Here is a 16,695-nt window from a genome sequence, read left to right as displayed (position 1 = left end):
GAGAAAATGCGGTTCATCGGGTTGGCGGCGCGAGAAGTTCCGGATCGTCGATTTGGCCAAATCCTTGCCAGCGCCGATCACGCACAATGCTCAACGGGAACGCTTTTTTCACCTCATGCAGCGCGTTGAAACTCACGCGGCCGATCACCGTCGTCTGGTCGATCGTCTCCAGTTCGCTGCGAATGCGCGCAGGCGAATCGGAGCGCCCCTGACGGATCGCACTGGCGACCAGCGTCACCGCCGTGTAGGTCGACACCGCCACCGCTTCCGCATTGGCGCCGGTCGCCGCTTTGTAGTGGGTCAGAAAACGCTGTGTCGCGGGATCGTCCGATCCCCAATCGATCACGTTGGTAATGACGGTCCCCTCGGCAGCGCTGCCCGCAATGTCGATGAACTGCTGCGAGCTGAGCGCCTCGGCCCCCACGACCTGAGCCTTCACCCCAGCGTTGCGCAACTGCGCGACGAACGGGCCGGCGGTGAAATAAAACCCGGTGACGTACACCACATCCGGCGATTTGCTCTTGAGGCTGGCGATCAACGGACCGAACTGCCGGTCGGCCGGCGCGTACTCGTACTCACCCACGATGTCGATGCCGAAGCGCGGGGCAGCGTCGCGAAACCCGGCGGCCAGCGTCTTGCCGAAGTCCGTCTTGATCGTCAGCACGACCGCCCGTTTTTTCCGCAAACGCTCGCCCACGAGCGCCGCGGCCGCCCTGCCCTGTACCTCGCCCACGCTCGTCATGCGAAACATGGCGTTGCCGATGTGCGTGATCTCCGGTGCAAACGCCACCGAAGCGACAAACGGGATCCCGGCGCGCTGAAACACCGGTGCGGCTGCCCGTGCGGGACCGGAAAAGCTGGCCGAGACAACGGCTTTCACGCCCTCACTGACGAGTCGGCTCGCACCCAGCACGGCGCGCTCCAGTTCGCCCTGATCGTCGGCCACCACGAGCTCCAGCGGACGCCCTTCGACGCCGCCATCCGCATTGATTTGCTCGACGGCCAGTCTGGCCGCCTTGAGCGCGGTCGCGCCATCGGCGGCCGCGGGCCCACTCAATCCGGCCTGAAATCCGATCCGCACGGCCTGCTGACCTGACGCGCCATGCGCCGTCGCGACCAGCAACAGGCAGGTTGCGGCGGCCATGACACGGCCAAGAGGTTTGATCATTTCTTCTCCGACACGACGTCCGTCTGGGTTTTGAGTTCGACCGTCGTCTCGAACTCGGCGGTCACACCGAACGGCGCGGCCACGGTGCCGTCGGTCGTGCGGGCGTGCTTGCCCGCGTCGCCGAAAACGGCGACATAGAGTGCGGAGCAGGCATCGGTGATCCGGGTTTGGTCCGTGTAACCGGTCGCCGAGAGAATCTTGCCGCGCACGTAGACGATCTGCTTCACGCGATTCAGATCGCCCAGCACGTACTTCATGCGCACGATCTGGCGCAGGCAGGCGAGCTTTGCCGCCACCATCGCCTTCTCGGGGCTCACCTCGTCAGGCACGCGCCCTTTGACGAAAGTGCCGTCGGGCGCTTGAGGTGCGGCGCTCGACAGATAGAGCATGTTGCCGACCTGAACGGCGTCCACGTAATTGCCGAAAGCCGGCTTCAGTTGGGGAAGTTCGCCGTCCTTGAAGCCGAGTGCGATGACCTCTTCTTTCAGGCGGGCGTCGATGTTGCCGCCGTTCGGCTGCGCGAGGGCAGCCGTTGCGAGGAGAGACAACGCACACGCCGTAGCGATGCTTTTGCCTTTGGAAAAATGCGGTGACATGGCGATCATGAGTGTTCTGTAGATGATTGGGCGATGGATGTGCGCTGGCAAACGTTGGCGGGTCGCGGCGCTCATTGCTGCGGGACGTCGTACGACGCGCGGTTGTTGAGACTCTCGACGGCGAACCCCGCCATGTGCTTGAAGGCGTCGGCGCGCGCCTGAAGGTCCTCTGCGCTCAGCACGTCGTGGATATGGTGAAAGCCGTTCGGTGCGCGTTCCTCGACGATTTCCATCACGACCTCCGGCCCCAGCGTCCGGTTCTGCAAAGCGATTTCGCGCATGGGCGGCAGGCGCTCGGCTTCATAGGCAAGCAGACCGGCGGCCGGATCGTCGCGATGCTTCGCCAGGTGCCAGGCCAGCGAACGGCCGTCGACAACGGCTTGAGATCCGGCTTGCGATCCGACGGGATGCATCGGGTGAGCCGCGTCGCCCAGCATCGTCACGCGCCCGAAGGTCCACCGATCGATCGGATCGCGATCGACTTTGGGGAATTCGAAGACATCGCTGGGCGAGGCCATCAGAGCGGGCACATCCAGCCAATCGAATTTCCATTCGCTGAAGGCGCCGGCGAACTTCGATGCGTCGACCCTGCGGTTCCATTCTTCACGCGGCGGCCCGTCGCCGGATGCGCCCAGTTCCGCAATCCAGTTGAGCAGCAGACGCCCGTCAGGCAGCTTGAGCATCGGGTAGCAGACAAGCTTCTGGTTGCGATGCCCGGCGATGATCATCGTGCTGCCGTCGAAAAAACGGTCCGCCTTCACGGCGCTGCGCCACATCAACTGACCGCCGAACTGCAACGTCTGATCCGGGTAATAGTGCTTTCTTACGGCCGAATGAATGCCGTCGGCGGCCACGAGCACATCCCCGCGCACGGGGGGCAGCGACGCCCCTGTCGTACTGTCGACGAAGTGCGCCGTGACGCCGTTCGCGTCCTGCTCGAACGACACCAGCCGATGGCCGGTGTGAATATGCTCGGCACCGAGTCTTGCCTTCGCCGCTTCAAGCAAGACAACCTGCAACGTGCCGCGATTGATGGCGTACTGCGGCCAGCGATATCCCGCATCGCGCCCGCGCGGCTCGCTCCAGATCCGCTGTCCGCGACGGCTGTAGAACGCGAGTTCGCGAATAGCGACTGCCTGCTTATCCAGCGCATCGGCGACACCCAGTTCGGTCAACTCACGCACGGCATTCGGCTGCAAATGAATCCCCAACCCGAGTGCAGCGATGTTCGGCGCGGCCTCATGAACCGACGCGCCGATGCCGGCCGCGTGCAAACTCAGCGCGGCGGCCATGCCTCCGATGCCGCCGCCAACAACGATGACTTTCATTTGATTTGATCCTCTCTTCTTATGATCAAAAAGCTGTATGACTCGAGATGGATCGTATAGAACTGACAGCGGCCAACAATTGAGAAAGAAAATCCGAGTGTTAATCATTCGGTTAACACATTCGCAAACCTCGGGTTAACCTTTAATGGCTTCCCACGGTTCATCTTTCAAAATAAAGCGTTGAAATCGGAGCACGGGACTCTCTGAAGTTGCCTCGAAAAGCCCGCAATGACGTATGTGAGCGATCCTCTCCCGCGGCTTCATGCCGTTTTTGGGCCGCCATGCATCCGGGGCATCGACGCTTGCGCGGTGCGTGCCGCGAGCCCGCCGAGACTGCACCGTTTAGTAAATTCAAATGCACCGTTACGGTGCAATCATCGATGACCTGAGGGCGATCTTCCGGTATGGCACAACTTGATTGGTATATCCGCGCAGGCCTCAAGCCACGTCACTTGCAGTTGCTCGTCGCGCTTGGCGAATATGGTCAGGTGGGCAAGGTCGCGGCGGCGATGAATGTCAGCACTCCGGCCGTCTCGAAGACGCTTGCCGAGTTGGAGGAGGGACTGGGCCTGAAGCTCTTTGAACGGAGCGTGCGAGGGGTGATTCCTACGCCGTTCGGTGAATGCATGATTCGGGGAGCGAAGACGATGATGCGCGGTCTCGCGCAAGTCGGCGACGAGTTGCATGCGCTCTCGCATGGCGTGACGGGAAAGGTGCGACTGGGCGTACTCCCCTCTTATGCGGCGTCGCTGTTGCCCGGAACACTGGTCCAACTCAAGCGATTGTCCCCGGCCACGCCCGTCGTTGCTCAGGAAGCCACGATGGATGTCCTGCTGCATGCGCTGCGTGCAGGCGAAGTGGAACTGATTCTGGGGACGCTGCCACGCAAAACCATCGAAGCGGACATCGAGGAGGAAACGCTGTACCAGGACCGCACGAGCGTTGTGGTGCGGGCGGGGCATCCACTGGCGGGCAAAGAAAACGTGACTTGGGAAGCGTTTTCCGCTTTCCCCTGGGTATTGCCGCCGGAAGGCTCCTTGTTGCGGGAGCCACTCTTGCAGTGTTTCAAGGACAACGGCATGTCCGAACCTGCGAATTTCATCGAAACGCTCTCGACAACGCTCGTTCAGTCGTATTTGCAACTCAGCGATGCGATTGCCACGATGCCGGAATCACTCGCAAGCGGGCTCGTCAAAGCACGCATGATGGACATATTGCCTGTCGCCCTGCCTTTCCTCGTGCGCCCGGTCGGGCTGGTGTGGACACGCGGCCGCCCGCTCTCGCCAAGTGCGCGCCTGTTCCGCGAATGCCTCAAGAGCTACATCGAAAAGCGGGATTTCGCCGGGAATGCGAAGTATGAGTACCTGTAACGACACGCGGACCGGCAGGCAATCGACATCGCCATCGCATCCGACCTACTCCACCGTCACCGACTTCGCCAGATTCCTCGGCTTGTCTACGTCCGTGCCACGTGCCACGGCGGCGTGATACGCGAGCAGTTGCATCGGGATCGTGTGGAGAATCGGCGAGAGCAGACCGTAGTGTTCAGTCAGCCGGATCACTTCGATCTCCGGTCCCGGCGATAGCCCGCAATCGCTGTCCGCGAAGACATACAACTTGCCGTTGCGCGCACTCACCTCGTGCATGTTCGACTTGAGCTTTTCCAGCAGACGATCGTTCGGCGCCACCGCCACGACCGGCATCTCGTCGCTTACCAGCGCCAGCGGTCCATGCTTGAGCTCCCCGGCCGGATACGCCTCCGCGTGAATGTACGAAATCTCCTTCATCTTCAGCGCCCCTTCCATCGCCACCGGGTAATGCAAACCCCGGCCGAGGAAAAGAATGTCCTGACGGCGTGTCAATTGCTCCGCCCAGCCGATGATCTGTGGCTCCAGCGCCAGCACTTTGGCAATCGCGTCCGGCAAATGGCGCAATGCTTTCAGATGCTGCTGCTCGTCCTCGTCCGTCAGACGCTGGCGGCTTTGCGCCAGCGTCAACGCCAGAATGAACAACGACACCAACTGCGTCGTGAAAGCTTTCGTCGACGCCACGCCGATCTCTACCCCCGCCCGCGTAAAGAACGTCAGCGCACATTCGCGCGCCAGCGCGCTCGTCGCCACGTTGCAGATCGCCAGCGTATGCGCCATTCCACGCTGCCTGGCGACGTGCACCGCACCCAGCACGTCCGCCGTCTCACCGCTCTGCGATACCGCGACGACTAGCGTCTTCGCGTTGGGCACGCTGTCGCGATAACGAAATTCGCTCGCGATTTCCACGTTCACCGGCAATTGCGCCAGACTCTCGATCCAGTATTTCGCCGTGAGCGCCGCGTGGTAGCTCCCCCCACACGCCAGCAGCAGCACCGAATCGACCGTATTGAACACGCGCCAGGCGTGATCGCCAAACAACTCCGGCATGATCGAAGTGACGTCGGACAGCGTGTCGGCCACCGCACGCGGCTGCTCGAAAATTTCCTTCTGCATGTAGTAACGATACGGCCCGAGATCCGCCGCACCGCTGTGCGCCGCCACGCGATTGACCGGGCGCTCCACGCGCTGTCCTTGCGTGTCCACGATCCAGTAGCGATGCAGTTGAACGTCCGCCACGTCACCGTTTTCGAGATACACGATCCGGTCGGTGACGTTGGCCAGCGCAATGGCGTCCGACGCGAGGAAGTTCTCGCCCTCGCCTACGCCCACGATCAGCGGCATGCCGTCGCGCGCCCCGACCAGACGGTGCGGCTCGTCGCGACAGATCACCGCAATCGCATAGCTGCCCCGCAGTCGCGCGGCCGCCGCCTTCACGGCGTCGAACAGGTCGCCGTCGTAAAGATGATCGATCAGATGCGCGATCACCTCGCTGTCCGTCTGGCTGGCGAAGGTGTAACCGTGCGTCTCCAGCGTCGCGCGCAACGCCTCGTGGTTCTCGATGATGCCGTTGTGCGACAACGCGATACGCGGCGTCGCGGCATTCGGCGAAAAATGGGGATGCGCATTGTCGGTGATCGGCTTGCCATGCGTGGCCCAGCGCGTGTGAGCGATGCCGGTGTAGCCGCTCAGCCCGAGACGTCCGATCTCCTCCTGAAGATTCGCCACGCGCGCTACGCTTCGCGCCCGGACCAACGCACGCTCGCGATATAGCGCCACACCGCACGAGTCGTACCCGCGATACTCCAATCGCTTCAGACCGTCGACCAGATTGGGAACGATGTCCCGTTGCGCCACCGCACCGATGATTCCGCACATCACGCTTCTCCGAAAGATTGTGTTGCCTGCCAGTGAAGCGATGGTAGAGTTGACGCAACGAAATTAATCATCAATATTTCAATTAATGTGAAATTTAAATTCACAAAACACCTGATGTGAAATTAAATTTCAATCAAAAAGACGTCTCGGGACATGACATGGCGAGCCTCACCCTCGACGAACTGGACTTGCGCATCCTCGGCACTTTGCAAGCCGACGCTTCGATCTCGAATCTCGAACTGTCGCGACGCGTCCATGCCTCCGCCCCGACCTGCTTGCGACGTGTGCGAGCGCTCCGGGAGGCCGGCGTGATCGCCCGCCAGATCGCCATCGTCGACGCCTCGAAACTCGGCCCGACGCTGACCGCTGTCGTCGAAGTGAGCCTCGACCGCCAGGCGGCCGAGGATTACGACGCCTTCGAGTCCTATATTTGCGACGAACCCGCAGTGACGCAGTGCTATCGCGTGTCGCCAGGACCGGATTTCGTGGTCATCGCGGAAGTCCGCGACATGGCCGCGTACGACGAACTCGCGCGGCGGTTGTTCAAAAGCTCGGCCAACATTCGCAACGTGCGTACGTTCTTTTCGACGCACTGTGCGAAATTTGAAGCGAACGCGCCCGTTCATCCGAACGCGTCCCGCTGATCGCCGACATGCCGTTGCCCATCGACGATCGTCATTGGAATGTCATGCTCGGCTGTCAAAGTGGCGCCCATTCCAGAACGAATGTGTACCTCACGACCGCCCGATGGGCCGCTCCGAACGCCAGCCCCGTGTCGACGCCCTTGCCGAGCCTTTCCGCGTGGCGACGCAGACGATTCGCCGTGACATCGACACACGGCGCAACGCGAGCGTGCAGCGCCGTGGTCACGGCGGCGCACGTCGGCTCTCACCCTCCGCCCCGCCGCCTATGCCGCATCGCCCCTGCACCGCCCTGCCCCTCACCCGCCTCGCCCTAACGGCAGCCATCGTCGCCGCCTGCGTCTTCGGCGCGTTCGCGCCGACCGCCGTCAATGCCGCGCCGCTGATCGTCGCGCATCGCGGTGGCACAGGCGATACGCCCGAGAACACCGTGCAAGCCTTCACCAATGCGTTGCACAACGGTGCGCAGGCGTTGTGGATGACGGTGCAGGTCACGCGCGACGGCGTGCCCGTCATGTATCGTCCGGCCGACCTGTCTGCGCTCACGAACGGGCGCGGCAAACTCGCCGACATCGACTACGCCGACGTGAAAACACTCAATGCCGGTTATGCGTTTTCGCGCAAAGACGCGAGCGGTCAGACCGTCTACCCCTACCGCGACCACCCCCTGCCGATTCCCACACTGCGCGAAGCGCTGGCCGCCGTGCCAGCCAATGTGCCCGTGCTGCTCGACATGAAGCAAACGCCCGCCGCGCCGTTGGTCGAAGCCGTCATCAAGGTGCTCGACGAGACGAACGCGTGGTCGCGCGTGCGTCTCTATTCGACGGAAGCCGAAGCGACCGACCGCATGCGAGCGCGCCGTCCGCAAGCGCAGTTGTTCGAGTCGCGAGACGCCACGCGTAACCGACTCGTGGCGGCTGCGCTCGCCGGCCAGTGCACCGCGCCGCCGGCGTCGGGCACGTGGGCCGGGATCGAGCTGCATCGTCAGGTCGAAGTCGTGGAGCGCTTCACGCTCGGGGAGGGGGTGTCGAAGGTCGTCGCCAACTGGTGGACGCCCGCTGCCGTCCAATGCTTCAAGTCGCACCCGGACGTGCATCTGGTCGCCTTCGGCGTCGAGACGCCGCAGGACTTCGAAGCCGCGTCGCAACTGGGCTTCGACGCCGTGATGACGGATTCGCCCGCACGCTTGCGCGCCGCGCTCGACAAGCCGGGGAAAGACGCAGCGAAGTAACCGGCGCAACGTCCGCTCACGCCTCGATTGAAGCAAGCCGCGCGCCGATCATCGGCTGCGGCGGCGTCACGCGAGGCATGTCCCGTCGGGCATCACGCGTACGGTATCGTCAGCAGCCGCGATAACCGCGAAGCGATCGCTTGCGAGACGGGCCGCCCGGCGCCATCTCGTGGCGGCATCGCCATACGTTGCCTGAGCCGCTCAAGCAACGTAAGCCACCTGAGCCACCTGAGCCACCTGATCCAACTAAGCCGCCTGCGCCGGCAACGCCGGCACGATCTGCACGCGAGGGCGCGGCAGCGTCGTCACGGCATGCATTTGCGCACGCAACCAGTCGCGCGGGCTGCTGCCCGTCTTGCGACGGAAGGCGCGCGCGAGCGCCGATGCGCTTTCGTAACCGACCTCCTCGGCGACCCGGGCAATCGGCTGCCCGTCGCGCAGTCGCTTCTGCGCGAGCCCGATGCGCCAGTCCAGCAGGTAGTCCGCCGGCGATTGCCCGACGACCTCGCGGAACTGCGCGGCGAAGTTCGCTCGCGACATGTTGGCTGTGCTCGCCAGCGACTCGACCGTCCACGGCTCGCCCGGCTGATTGTGAATCACGTTCAACGCCCGCGCGAGTCGCGGATCGCCCAGCCCGGCCAGCATGCCGAAGCTCACCAGGCGATGCTCAAGCACATGGCGCAGTAATTGAATCACCAGCAACTCGAACAACCGGTCCATCACCGCGAGACGCCCGCAATGCTGACCGAACGCTTCCGCGAAGAGCCAGTTCAGCGTGAGTTCCAGTGTAGAGAGGGATTTCGTCGGGAGCACGAGAAACTCGGGCAGCGCCGACACGAGCGGATTATTGTGACCGCCGTCGAACGACAACGAGCCGCACACCAACTCCGTGCGGTCCGCTTCCCTCGAAAGCAATTGATGATGATTGCGGCGCGGGAAGAAAATCAGCGACGGTTCCACGATCTGCTGCCGTGTCCCGTCTTCCGTCACGAGCGCGACTTCGCCCGAACGAAGCAAGTGGAGGTGGCCGCCGTCGTGGGCGTCGACACCGTAGCTGGCGATCCCGCACATGCCGCCGCTATGAAACACACCGGCGCGAACGCCGAAATTCGAAATCAGGGTGGAGAGCCGATCCATGGCGCACTCGTCGAAATAACCCGGTGCGACGATTATGGAGGATTTGTCCAACCCTTGCTCGGGCCGGGTTTCTCCCCCCTGGCTCCCCCCGTGGGCGCGGGCGCAGCCGCACGACGACTGCGCCTGAGCGCATGGATCAGGCGTGACTGTCGACCACCGCTGCGGCCGTCCCCAGCTCCGAGCGGACTTCCGCACGCGAGCGACCAACGGACGGGCCCTGTTGCAGCAACGACGGATACGTTTCGAGCGACTGATCGAGTCGGCCCGAAGCACGCGCCTGACGCAGTTCTTCAATGACTTGCGCACGCGTGAGGCCTTGTGAAGCCACAGGCTGGCCGGCATCGGCCGTTTGCGTTTCGGCGAAAGCCGGGGCCGTGGCCAGCGAGGCGGTAGCGATCAGAGCGGCGGCAAAAAGACGAGCGTTCATGGTGAAACTCCTTTCGGTCGGCATGGGGTTGCCGGATGTCGGTTTCCTCTACGCGTCCGTCCCGAACACGGGAAGGACGCTAGCGGGTACGACTCAAGATTACGAAAGGACAGCGCACGCTGCGCGGCAGGAAGTCCGCAAAATGCGACCATTCGTCCAGTTCATGCGTTGGCGATCGCAAAACGCTATGGCGACGATAGCGTGCGTCGATCGGATGGCTGAAAAAGACGGGATGCTGGCCGTCGCACCGCAAACAAACGCGGTGAGATGCACGAGGAACTACGTCGCCGCGAGACGCTTCCTGACCTTGATATCCGCCACGGGAACAACGGCGGCCGCCGTATCTCCGAGCAGACGGCGCAACACGGCGGGTTGCGCGACGAGATCGGCCAGCGTGTAGCGATCGAGCACCGCGAAGTAAGCGCGTAGCGCCTCACCGAGCACGCCGCGAAGATGGCACGCCGAGGTGATGACGCAAGCGCTATCGCCCTGATGAAAACACTCGACCATCGCGAAATCGGGCTCCATCGCCCGCACCACTTCCCCAAGGCCGATGCGCTCCGGCGCGCGCCCCAGACGAATCCCGCCCGAGCGGCCCCTCACCGTATGCAGGAAGCCCAGTTGACCGAGCTTCTGCACGATCTTCACGAGGTGATTCTTGGGAATGCCGAATGCGTCCGCCACGGACTGCACGTGCACCAGCGCGTCGGGATGAACCGCGACGTAGATCAGGGTGCGCAGACTGTAATCGGTATGGTCGGTAAGTCGCATGCGACGGCGGACAGGAAACGGCAGCGGGAACGAACGAGGCGGCACGGCATGTCGTGCCGGCCGCCCCGTGTGCTTTTGCAATGCTTTCTCGGGGCAGTTTAACATGGCCCCGACATGCATCTTATGTCCCGCCTGCGGTCTCGCATGTGTCAAGCGCCCACGGTTCCCCCGCCAAGGTATTACGGAATATTGGGGGATGCACCGCGGGGCGACCCCCCGTCGACCGAGCGGCTTACCAGTGCACCGTCAGCCCGCCCATCCACGAATAGTCGTAGGTTTGCGGGTTGAGACCGCGTCGGTAGCCGACATCGAGATCCATCCACGACGTGGGGCTGTAGATCGCGCCCAGAATCATGAAGGCCGGGTTCGTTTTCTGCGAGAAATCGGGGTTCTGAGACGTGCCGACGTCCAGAATCAACTGCGTGGACGGCACCACGCGATAGAGCACGGCGGCGGAAGCCTTCCACAGCCCCTGACGCTGGCTCTGACGGTTCGCCTGATAGGTCGCGCCGGCGTTGGCGAGGAACGTCCAGTCGTCGATCTGGTACTGGGCGAGCAACGTGGCGCCGGCGTTCACGCGACCGGTGCCGAGCCCGCGCTGATCGTCGCCGGTGGGAAACGTCAGGTACGGCTTGAGGCCGACGCTGAACGCGCCGTCGTCGTACAGGCGCCACTTGGCCCCGGTCTCTACGTCGCCAACGCCGCTGCCGGCCGTCTCCGAACGGTTCTGGATGCTCGTGTAAGGCACGTTGACATAGAGGTCAAGCGCTTCGCCGAACCCGCGCGTGAGCGTGCTGTTCCAAAGGGTCTGACGCCCGATGTCCTGCTGCTTCGAAGTGACTTCCCCGTTCGTTTCGAATTGCCAGTTGCCGTCGCCCTGCGTGCCGGTATCGTCGGACGTGAGCGGGTGCGCAGCGAAGGCGCTCAGCGGACAAAACAGTGCCAGATACATCAGTTGCTTCTTCATGGTTTTTTCTCTTTGTACGTGTGCCGTCCCGTGCAACGCGATGCGCACCGGGACATGAATGTGGGAGTCGCGCTCCCGCCCTTCGCGGGCGGGAGCATTAGAGCGACGAATACGCTGTTTGCCTTTCAGGCTTCGATCAGAACCAACGGCCGAAGCGGCGGATATAGATCGTCTTCACTACCTGGGCGAGCGCGATGTAACCGAGCATGGTCGCCACGAGCCAGTAGAAGTACGACCCCGGCAGGCTCACGAAGCCCAGCGCCTCAGCGAACGGCGAGAACGGCAGCCAGCAGGCGATGAAAATGGCGACCGACGTCGAGAGCATGATCGGCAGCGCCGGCGTGCTTTGCAGGAACGGGATCTTCTGCGTGCGCAGCAGGTGCACCACGAGCGTCTGGGAAACGAGCCCTTCGATGAACCAGCCCGAGTTCATGATCACTTGTCCGCCGTCACCGCCATGCGCGTGATAGAGCGCGCCCGCACCGAAGACCGTCCACATCAGCGCATAAGTCGTGATATCGAACACCGAGGAGGTCGGTCCGAGCCACAGCATGAAGCGGCGGATGTTGCCGGCGTCCCACTTGCGCGGCTTCTTGAGGAACTCGGGATCCATGCGGTCCCACGGCAGGAACATCTGCGAGATGTCGTACACGAGGTTCTGCACGAGCAGTTGCATCGCCAGCATCGGCTCCCACGGCAGGAACGCGCTCGCCACCAGCACCGAGAACACGTTGCCGAAGTTCGAGCTGGCCGTCATGTTCAGATACTTGAGGATGTTGCCGAACGTCTCCCGGCCCTTGATCACGCCGGCTTCGAGCACCATCAGGCTCTTTTCCAGCAGGATGATGTCGGCGGTTTCCTTCGCGATATCCGCCCCGGTGTCCACCGAGATGCCGACGTCGGCATCGCGCAATGCGGGTGCATCGTTGATGCCGTCGCCAAGGAAGCCCACCGTGTGGCCGTTGGCCTGCAAGGCCTTGACCACGCGCGCCTTGTGCAGCGGCGCGAGCTTGGCGAAGACGGTCGTGCGGCCAACGACGTCACGCAGCGTAGCGTCGTCCATCGGCTCGATATCCGCGCCGAGCAGCGGCGTGCCCGGTTCGAGACCGACCTGACGGCACACCTTCATCGTCACGATCGGGTTGTCGCCGGTCAGCACCTTGACCGTCACGCCGTGCTCGCGCAGGGCGGCGATGGCCGGCGCCGCCGAATCCTTGGGCGGATCGAGGAACGTCAGGAAACCACACACCGTGAGACCGTGCTCATCGGACGTCTTGTACTGATTCTTCGTGTCTGCGGCGGCAATGTCGCGCGTAGCCACGACCAGCACGCGGAAACCGTCTTCGTTATAAGACTCCGCACGGGCGATCAGCATGGCGCGGGCGGTATCGTCGAGCGCACGTACGCCCTGCGGGGTCCGCACATGCGTGGAGACGGACAGCATTTCCTCGACGGCGCCCTTGGTGATCATCAGATGCTCGTGGCGCTCGTTCTCCACCACCACCGACAGACGACGACGCACGAAGTCGAACGGCAGTTCGTCGATCTTGGTAAAGGCGCGCGGCTGCACCGATTCGCCGATCTCGTTGGCGCGGCGGATGATCGCCACATCGATCAGGTTGCGCTGACCGCTCTGGTGAAAGCTGTTGAGCCAGCCCAGCCGCAGCACGTCTTCCTGCTCGTCGCCCGCCACGTCCAGATGCTGTTCGAGGATGATGCGGTCCTGCGTGAGTGTGCCGGTCTTGTCGGTGCACAGCACGTCCATGGCGCCGAAGTTCTGCACCGAGTTCAGGCGCTTGACGACGACCTTGCGACGCGACATCGCCATGGCGCCGCGCGCGAGGTTGGCGCTCACGATCATCGGCAGCATTTCCGGCGTCAGGCCCACGGCCACGGCCAGCGCGAACGTCAGCGCGCTCAGCCAGTCGCCCTTGGTCAACCCGTTGATCATGAACACGATCGGCACCATCACCAGCATGAAGCGGATGAGCAGCCAGCTCACGCTGTTCACGCCGCGGTCGAAGCTCGTCTCCACGCGCTTGTGCGTGACGACATTCTTCGCCAGCGCGCCGAAATACGTATCGGCGCCCGTCGCGACGACCACGCCCAGGGCGTTGCCGCTCACCACGTTCGTGCCCATGAAGCAGATGTTGGACAGATCGAGCAGGTTGGTATTGCCCTGACCGGCGGCGACCGAGGCGGACTTCTGTGCAACGGAGCCGAGCGTGTCGTACTTCTCGACGGGCAGCGCCTCGCCGGTGAGCACCGCCTGGCTGATGAACAGGTCTCGCGATTCGATCAGACGCAGATCGGCCGGGATCATGTCGCCTGCCTGAAGCGTCACGATGTCGCCCACGACCAGCTCGCGCATGGCGACCTCGTGACGCTCAGACTTGCCCGACGCCGACAAACGGCGGCGAACGCTGGCCGTCGTGCGTACCATCGCCTTGAGCTTTTCGGCCGCACGCAGCGAGCGAAACTCGGAGAAGAAGCGCAACAGGCCGCTAACCGTCACCATCGTCATCAGGATGATGATGCTCTTGTAGTCCTGATCGCCCGGATCGGCAAAGTAGACGTCGGTAAAGAAGCTGATCGTGACGAGCGCGAGCAGCACGAACACGAACGGGTTGTTGAAGGCGCTGATCAGCTGGCGCACCCAGTGCGGCGGTTTGTCGTGCGCGATTTCGTTGGGACCGTAGCGCGTCTGACGCTGACCGACGTCGGCAAGCGTCAGGCCGCTGGTACTGGTGCCCATCGTATGAAGCACATGGTGCATCGGCTCTGTGGCCAGACGTGCGACGACGTCGGGTCCCGAGAGCGGCAGATCGGAGGATGTCGAGTGCTCGACGAAGCCGCGCTGCTTATGGCGGGAGCGGTGGTTATTTGTCATGACGATTTCCTGGCGCGGCTTACGCTCGCATGCACGGGGCATGGCGGCCGGCCGGTCTCGTCAGGCGCTCCCCGGTGTCATATCTCTCCGGAAAACAGCGCGAACGCACCCAGCCGCGCCGCGCGGCGCGCGGTCGGTGATAGCGAAAAAACTGGGATCTGGCGTTATGTCGCCCGCCGGGACGTCATGCATCGCGTGCACGCGCCCGACGGGCGACCTTCGAGGACTTCCGTCTTCCATTTCGGACTCCTTATATTTTGATGATCGGCAACACCAGAAGAGCGGGCAAGCGCTACCGGGCGATAGATCGATAGATCGGAAAGCCTGCGCTCAGGCCGGCGTCGCTGCCGCGACGGCCGCGCCGCGCGAGGCGTCGTCGGACCAGAAGACACGGCGCACGCTGTGCTCGCCCGAGAGTCGCATGACGAGCGACGTGAGCGAGGCGCGTGAGGCCTGCGGGCAATCGAGCGTCACGGTGGCGGACGCTTCGTCGCGGTCGCTCCAGCGCGTGATGCTCACGTGCGTGGCGCGCAGCCCGAGAGCGGTCAGATCGATGAACATCTGCTTGCGCAAGGCGCCAAGGGCCTCGGCCAGACAGACGATGGTCAGATGCGACACCGGTGTGGTGCGCGTCGGTTGGCTCTGGAAAGCCTGAAACGTTTGAAAAGCTCGCATGATTTCCTCGCATGGCTGCGAAGTGTCCGTGCGTCGCGCAAGCACGTGGGCGCGCGGCACGGACGGTCGGCTCGCAAGACGGTGTCGTCACGAGGCGCCACGGCAAAGCGCGGGCGCAACACGACAACATCCCTCACGGGCACGACAGTGGAAACTTTTGCGGGAATTACACCGAAAAACCTGGAGCGCCCTGAGCGGGCACGCTCGGGAGGAGCGTCAGGTTGGCGCGAGACACCGCATCCTGCTTGAGGACGCGGCACAGGGAAAGCTGTGGATCCTCAGGCAATCAATCGATCAAAGATCGAGGACTACTGGCATCGGAATTCACGGACTAACCCCTTAAATTGAAGACAGGGCGGATGGTAACTGAGGCCAATTTGGAGCGTCAAGCAATAAATGCTGCATAGCAAACATCTTCGGAATTTGCCTGAAAACAACACGCGCAAACCCCACGCGCTTACGTCTCACTCGCCCCTGTGAGGGCCGAACCCGGCGCGTCCGCATTTCGGTTTCCACGACGTCGAGCGGTTGAACATCGCGGCGATTGCCGGGCTCTCGATCGCCCGACAGCTCTCCTGTGACGCAACCATGCGGATGCCGGCGGATGCCGTGCAGCGCAGTGCTCTCGGGGGCGATGGGTACGAATGGGTCTGGACGGCAACGCTGCACGATGCGCCGATGCGCCCAGCGACACGCATCCGGATCGAACGGCGCAGGAGGAGTGCGGCCATAAGCGCGCGGCTACCGGTGGTCAACGCACCGTTGAGCGAAGACTGCGCATGATGCGCGTCGTCACGTTTGCGATCTGCGTCCGGGGCTTCGCCGTGCCGGCGCCGGCGACCGAACGCCGCCGCTCACGCATGGCGTGCGGAACCGGATCAGTTGTCGCCCGGCGCAGCGACAACGGGCCACTGCGGGCCACTGCGGGCCGGCCACGTTTGCACGTGACAGGCCGGCCACCCTCACTCGTTCTCTTCGAAGTAGTGTCCGAACTTGACCTGCTTGGTCCGGATGTACCGCGCGTTTTCTTCACGCATCGGAATGTCGAGCGCCACGCGCTCGCTCACGGGAATGCCGTGCTTGATGAGCGTGTCGAACTTCTTCGGATTGTTGCTCATGAGGCGCACGGCACCCACGCCGAGAATGCGCAGGATAGCGGCCGCGGAGTCGTATTCGCGGGCGTCGTCGGGCAAGCCCAGATCGAGGTTGGCCTCGACCGTGTCGCGGCCCTGCTCTTGCAGCAAATACGCCCGGATCTTGTTGCTCAGACCGATGCCACGGCCTTCGTGGCCGCGCAGATACAGCATTACGCCGCGCCCTTCTTCAGCGATCTTGCGCATGCCGGCATCGAGCTGCTCGCCGCAATCGCAGCGATACGAGCCGAACACGTCCCCCGTCAGGCATTCCGAGTGCAGACGCACGAGCGGCGGCGCGCCCGATGTTTGATCCGAGACATCGCCCATCACCAGCGCGAGATGTTCGTTATTGCTGTCTTTGACGCGGAACGCGTGGGAGGTGAAGGTGCCGTAGCGGGTGGGCAGCGTTGCGGTAGCGACAAGTTCGACGCATTCGCCAGCGTCGCAATTGAGCGTGGCAGAGGCAGTACCAGGGGACTTCAT

The 16,695-nt window shown here is 63.3% G+C and carries 14 protein-coding genes; 3 read left to right on the top strand and 11 right to left on the bottom strand.

Translation table 11 applies throughout. From position 1 onward, the window contains the following. Positions 1-13: 13 nt before the first annotated feature. From PAN31108_RS18090 to PAN31108_RS18080, 3 genes are all read right to left on the bottom strand, one after another. Positions 14-1,168: an ABC transporter substrate-binding protein gene (locus tag PAN31108_RS18090; RefSeq protein ID WP_150670208.1), complete on the bottom strand. Its 1,155-nt coding sequence runs from the start codon at positions 1,166-1,168 to the stop codon at positions 14-16. Continuing rightward, the gene (locus PAN31108_RS18085) at positions 1,165-1,716 is read right to left on the bottom strand and encodes a RidA family protein (protein WP_174995040.1); all 552 of its coding nucleotides are present in this window, start codon (positions 1,714-1,716) and stop codon (positions 1,165-1,167) included. The genes PAN31108_RS18090 and PAN31108_RS18085 overlap by 4 nt, the downstream gene beginning before the upstream one ends. A 119-nt stretch (positions 1,717-1,835) precedes the next feature. Continuing rightward, positions 1,836-3,092: a flavin-dependent oxidoreductase gene (locus PAN31108_RS18080; protein WP_150670206.1), complete on the bottom strand. Its 1,257-nt coding sequence runs from the start codon at positions 3,090-3,092 to the stop codon at positions 1,836-1,838. A gap of 404 nt (positions 3,093-3,496) precedes the next feature. Here PAN31108_RS18080 and PAN31108_RS18075 point away from each other — a divergent pair, with 404 nt between their 5' ends. Then, positions 3,497-4,462: a LysR substrate-binding domain-containing protein gene (locus tag PAN31108_RS18075; protein WP_150670205.1), complete on the top strand. Its 966-nt coding sequence runs from the start codon at positions 3,497-3,499 to the stop codon at positions 4,460-4,462. 45 nt (positions 4,463-4,507) lie between these two features. Here PAN31108_RS18075 and glmS read toward each other — a convergent pair whose 3' ends face one another. Beyond that, positions 4,508-6,337 (bottom strand): glutamine--fructose-6-phosphate transaminase (isomerizing), encoded by a 1,830-nt coding sequence (gene glmS, locus PAN31108_RS18070; protein ID WP_150670204.1) that lies wholly within the window; start codon positions 6,335-6,337, stop codon positions 4,508-4,510. A 158-nt stretch (positions 6,338-6,495) separates the two neighbouring features. Between glmS and PAN31108_RS18065 the strand changes: the two genes are divergently transcribed. Then, positions 6,496-6,981: an Lrp/AsnC family transcriptional regulator gene (locus PAN31108_RS18065; RefSeq protein ID WP_150670203.1), complete on the top strand. Its 486-nt coding sequence runs from the start codon at positions 6,496-6,498 to the stop codon at positions 6,979-6,981. Between the two features lie 103 nt (positions 6,982-7,084). Beyond that, the gene (locus PAN31108_RS18060; protein WP_150670202.1) at positions 7,085-8,209 is read left to right on the top strand and encodes a glycerophosphodiester phosphodiesterase family protein; all 1,125 of its coding nucleotides are present in this window, start codon (positions 7,085-7,087) and stop codon (positions 8,207-8,209) included. A gap of 246 nt (positions 8,210-8,455) precedes the next feature. Here the strand turns inward: PAN31108_RS18060 and PAN31108_RS18055 are convergent, their stop codons facing one another. The 7 genes from PAN31108_RS18055 to ribA all read right to left on the bottom strand — a co-directional run bounded on the left by PAN31108_RS18055 (position 8,456) and on the right by ribA (position 16,695). After that, the gene (locus tag PAN31108_RS18055; protein WP_150670201.1) at positions 8,456-9,346 is read right to left on the bottom strand and encodes an AraC family transcriptional regulator; all 891 of its coding nucleotides are present in this window, start codon (positions 9,344-9,346) and stop codon (positions 8,456-8,458) included. Positions 9,347-9,482: 136 nt separating this feature from the next. Then, positions 9,483-9,773, bottom strand: coding sequence for a DUF4148 domain-containing protein (locus PAN31108_RS18050; RefSeq protein WP_150670200.1), 291 nt, complete (start codon positions 9,771-9,773; stop codon positions 9,483-9,485). Positions 9,774-10,052: 279 nt separating this feature from the next. After that, the gene (locus PAN31108_RS18045; protein WP_150670199.1) at positions 10,053-10,544 is read right to left on the bottom strand and encodes an Rrf2 family transcriptional regulator; all 492 of its coding nucleotides are present in this window, start codon (positions 10,542-10,544) and stop codon (positions 10,053-10,055) included. Positions 10,545-10,776: 232 nt separating this feature from the next. Further along, a complete protein-coding gene (locus PAN31108_RS18040) occupies positions 10,777-11,511 on the bottom strand; it encodes a transporter (RefSeq protein ID WP_150670198.1) in 735 nt (244 codons plus the stop codon). Positions 11,512-11,647: 136 nt separating this feature from the next. Then, complete coding sequence (mgtA, locus tag PAN31108_RS18035; protein ID WP_150670197.1) at positions 11,648-14,401, bottom strand: magnesium-translocating P-type ATPase; 2,754 nt, start codon at positions 14,399-14,401, stop codon at positions 11,648-11,650. 330 nt (positions 14,402-14,731) lie between these two features. Then, on the bottom strand, positions 14,732-15,076 hold the full coding sequence (locus PAN31108_RS18030; RefSeq protein WP_150670196.1) for a hypothetical protein: 345 nt from the start codon (positions 15,074-15,076) through the stop codon (positions 14,732-14,734). 962 nt (positions 15,077-16,038) lie between these two features. Beyond that, on the bottom strand, positions 16,039-16,695 hold the full coding sequence (ribA, locus tag PAN31108_RS18025; RefSeq protein WP_150670195.1) for a GTP cyclohydrolase II: 657 nt from the start codon (positions 16,693-16,695) through the stop codon (positions 16,039-16,041).

The organism is Pandoraea anhela, assembly GCF_902459655.1.
Classification (GTDB): Bacteria; Pseudomonadota; Gammaproteobacteria; order Burkholderiales; family Burkholderiaceae; genus Pandoraea; species Pandoraea anhela.
This window is presented reverse-complemented; position numbering and strand designations above follow the sequence as displayed.

What these genes read in the sequence shown, in the direction of transcription:
- PAN31108_RS18090 (WP_150670208.1), bottom strand. Translation starts at nt 1,168, where the DNA reads ATGATCAAACCTCTTGGCCGTGTCATGGCCGCCGCAACCTGCCTGTTG.
- PAN31108_RS18080 (WP_150670206.1), bottom strand. Translation starts at nt 3,092, where the DNA reads ATGAAAGTCATCGTTGTTGGCGGCGGCATCGGAGGCATGGCCGCCGCG.
- PAN31108_RS18075 (WP_150670205.1), top strand. Translation starts at nt 3,497, where the DNA reads ATGGCACAACTTGATTGGTATATCCGCGCAGGCCTCAAGCCACGTCAC.
- glmS (WP_150670204.1), bottom strand. Translation starts at nt 6,337, where the DNA reads ATGTGCGGAATCATCGGTGCGGTGGCGCAACGGGACATCGTTCCCAAT.
- PAN31108_RS18065 (WP_150670203.1), top strand. Translation starts at nt 6,496, where the DNA reads ATGGCGAGCCTCACCCTCGACGAACTGGACTTGCGCATCCTCGGCACT.
- PAN31108_RS18060 (WP_150670202.1), top strand. Translation starts at nt 7,085, where the DNA reads ATGGGCCGCTCCGAACGCCAGCCCCGTGTCGACGCCCTTGCCGAGCCT.
- PAN31108_RS18055 (WP_150670201.1), bottom strand. Translation starts at nt 9,346, where the DNA reads ATGGATCGGCTCTCCACCCTGATTTCGAATTTCGGCGTTCGCGCCGGT.
- PAN31108_RS18050 (WP_150670200.1), bottom strand. Translation starts at nt 9,773, where the DNA reads ATGAACGCTCGTCTTTTTGCCGCCGCTCTGATCGCTACCGCCTCGCTG.
- PAN31108_RS18045 (WP_150670199.1), bottom strand. Translation starts at nt 10,544, where the DNA reads ATGCGACTTACCGACCATACCGATTACAGTCTGCGCACCCTGATCTAC.
- PAN31108_RS18040 (WP_150670198.1), bottom strand. Translation starts at nt 11,511, where the DNA reads ATGAAGAAGCAACTGATGTATCTGGCACTGTTTTGTCCGCTGAGCGCC.
- mgtA (WP_150670197.1), bottom strand. Translation starts at nt 14,401, where the DNA reads ATGACAAATAACCACCGCTCCCGCCATAAGCAGCGCGGCTTCGTCGAG.
- PAN31108_RS18030 (WP_150670196.1), bottom strand. Translation starts at nt 15,076, where the DNA reads ATGCGAGCTTTTCAAACGTTTCAGGCTTTCCAGAGCCAACCGACGCGC.
- ribA (WP_150670195.1), bottom strand. Translation starts at nt 16,695, where the DNA reads ATGAAGTCCCCTGGTACTGCCTCTGCCACGCTCAATTGCGACGCTGGC.